Origin of the sequence: Gordonia sp. (in: high G+C Gram-positive bacteria) (genome assembly GCF_020438995.1) — a bacterium.
Taxonomy (GTDB): domain Bacteria; phylum Actinomycetota; class Actinomycetes; order Mycobacteriales; family Mycobacteriaceae; genus Gordonia.
Genome location: NZ_JAGQTN010000042.1, coordinates 1 through 2,352 on the forward strand (window position 1 = coordinate 1; position 2,352 = coordinate 2,352).

The window sequence follows — 2,352 nt, forward strand, 5'->3', positions numbered from 1 at the left end:
CCGTGGTCGGCGTTGCGGGGACGCTCGACCACCACGGTCTCGGGCACCAGCGAGGTATCGAGGCCCCGGTCGGACACGACGGTCAGCGTTATCTCGCGGAGAAGCGCAGCGAGGGCGGCAGGAGTCACGGGTATTCATCCTATGTTCCGGGGCCTGTGACGGGACAATCGACTCCACCTGTGCCCGGCCCTCACCCCTGCCGGGTTCGCCGGAAGCGGCAGATGGGACGTTCGTAGCAGCCGCCGCCCGGTGGCCCGCCCCGTCCCCCGCTGGAGGTTCACCGCATCGTGTCCGAAGCCCCGACACCCGCCCCCGCCTCCCGCCCGTGGCTGCTACCTGCGGCGATCGGCATCGTCGCGCTGCTTCTGGGTGTCGGGCTGGGGTGGTTGCTCACCGCCAGCTTCGCCGGCGACTCCGAGGATCATCCGGACAGCGGTTCGGCGGCGGTGGGGTTCGCGCAGGACATGATCGTGCACCACGCGCAGGGTGTGGAGATGGCCGAGGTCGTGATCGCGCAGGGCGCAGACCCCGCGATCAAGAAGATCGCGCTGACCATCCTGGCCGATCAGACCCGCGAGATCGGCCAGATGACCGGGTGGCTCAACCTGTGGGATCAGCCGGTCGAGAACCCCGACGCACCGATGACATGGATGGGTCACGGATCGTCGGACTCCGATTCCGGCGGTCATGACATGTCGTCGCACGCCGGTCACAGCATGAGTACGCCCGCGCCCACCACCCCTGCAGCGGCCGACAAGCCGGCGATGCCGGGCATGGCCACCGATGCGGAGATGACCAAGCTGCGGTCGCTGCACGGTGCCGACGCCGACACCTTCTTCATCCAGCTGATGCTGCGCCACCACGAGGGCGGCCTGCACATGATGACCTACGCCGCCAACCCGGCCAACGTCTCGCAGGAGTACGTCCGCGACCTCGCCGGCCACATGGACGGCCAGCAAACCGATGAAATCGCCCTGTTCAGAAGCCTCCTGGCCGAACGCAATACCCCACCGCTGCCTATGAACTGAGGACACTCAGTTCATAGGCAGCCCGGCAGCTTCTCCACCGCCGTGATGGTCTCCCCCTTCTCGATCTGCGTGATCGAGAAGCGATCTGTGAGATGCCGTTCAGCAAGTTCGGCCTGCGTCAGGTCATGGGCAGCTATGTCTGCTCTACGAAGACCTGGTCGATCGTGTCGACGCCGGCGAGCAGGCGGGCACTCCACCGCGAGATCTGCTCGGCGTTGGCGCACTCGACCCGACGACGCGTGTCGGCATCGATTTCCCCGAACTTGAGGGTCAGCTGCTCGATGAACAATCCGGCTCGGCCTTCGGCTCGGGCTTCATCCTGCCGTTCGGCTCGCCCTTCCGCTCGCCCTTGGGCGATGAGCACGTCTGCTGTATTCATGGCGGCCTCCACTGCTTCGGTTCCGACTGTTACGGCGTAGTGGACGATGTCTTCGACGGGTGTGGGACTTACTCTTACAAGATACTGGAACAAGGCTTCGAGGCGTCTGTTGTCAAGTTCGATGATGTGATCAGTCCAGTTCGGCAGCCAGTGAGTGGCATCGGGATCGTCCGGTGCTTTGGTGAGGAACACGAAGGTGATCCGCGCGGCGGTGGTCAACGGACGGGCACGGAGCGCGGCGTCATCGACGGTGGTGAGGTCGTCGAGCAGGTAGGCACAGTGCGGAATCAGATTCCCGGCGACGGATGAGAATGATTCGTCGATGTGGAGGAGGTCGGCGATGTCAGTGGGAGCGGTCCAGCGACGCCGGCCTTGGTAAACGACCACGGGAACAATCAGTGGCAGTGGCGGTTTACCGGATTCGGCTGGATGTTGGTCGCGGTGTCGTTCCCAGATGCGGACCTGGTAGCGCAACATCCGGAAGGCCATGAGCGGATCGGGGCTGCGCTGATGTTCGATGAGGACATACAGATAGGCGTCCAGCTCATCGATCGTGGTTTTGAACAGGACGTCTGTCTGCTGGTGGCGCAGGTCGTCATCGATGAAGGTTCCCTCCTGGAGGGCGAGATCATCGAAGTTGATGTGGTCGGCCAACTTTGGCGGCAGGACTGAGCGTAGCTCTGATCCTGCGTCGCCGGGGTCGGTGAAGATCAGCCGAAACAGCGCATCGTGCGGTTGCCCGCCTGCGGACGTATCCCCCTCGTTCATCATGGGGAGAACCATACTGACGGGTTCGGACATTCGTCCGTCGTCACCTGCTCTGGACGAGACCGAGAATCCGTGGGTCCGCAAGGAATCGTCGGCTCCCGCAGCCAGTTCACCCTAATTTGAACGAACCCTCCAGAAACACCCGGACGGATACGTGCGCGCACGACGCATGGCCCC

The 2,352-nt window shown here is 64.0% G+C and carries 2 protein-coding genes; one reads left to right on the top strand and one right to left on the bottom strand.

The genetic code is table 11. The features are described from left to right. Nucleotides 1-287 precede the first annotated feature (287 nt). Nucleotides 288-1,028, top strand: coding sequence for a DUF305 domain-containing protein (locus tag KDB67_RS03585; RefSeq protein WP_291012485.1), 741 nt, complete (start codon nt 288-290; stop codon nt 1,026-1,028). A 133-nt stretch (nt 1,029-1,161) separates the two neighbouring features. On the opposite strand, the gene KDB67_RS03590 is transcribed toward KDB67_RS03585, so the two are convergent. Further along, entirely contained in the window at nt 1,162-2,178 is a 1,017-nt protein-coding gene (locus KDB67_RS03590) for an Rpn family recombination-promoting nuclease/putative transposase (RefSeq protein WP_291012487.1), read from the bottom strand. Nucleotides 2,179-2,352 lie beyond the last annotated feature (174 nt).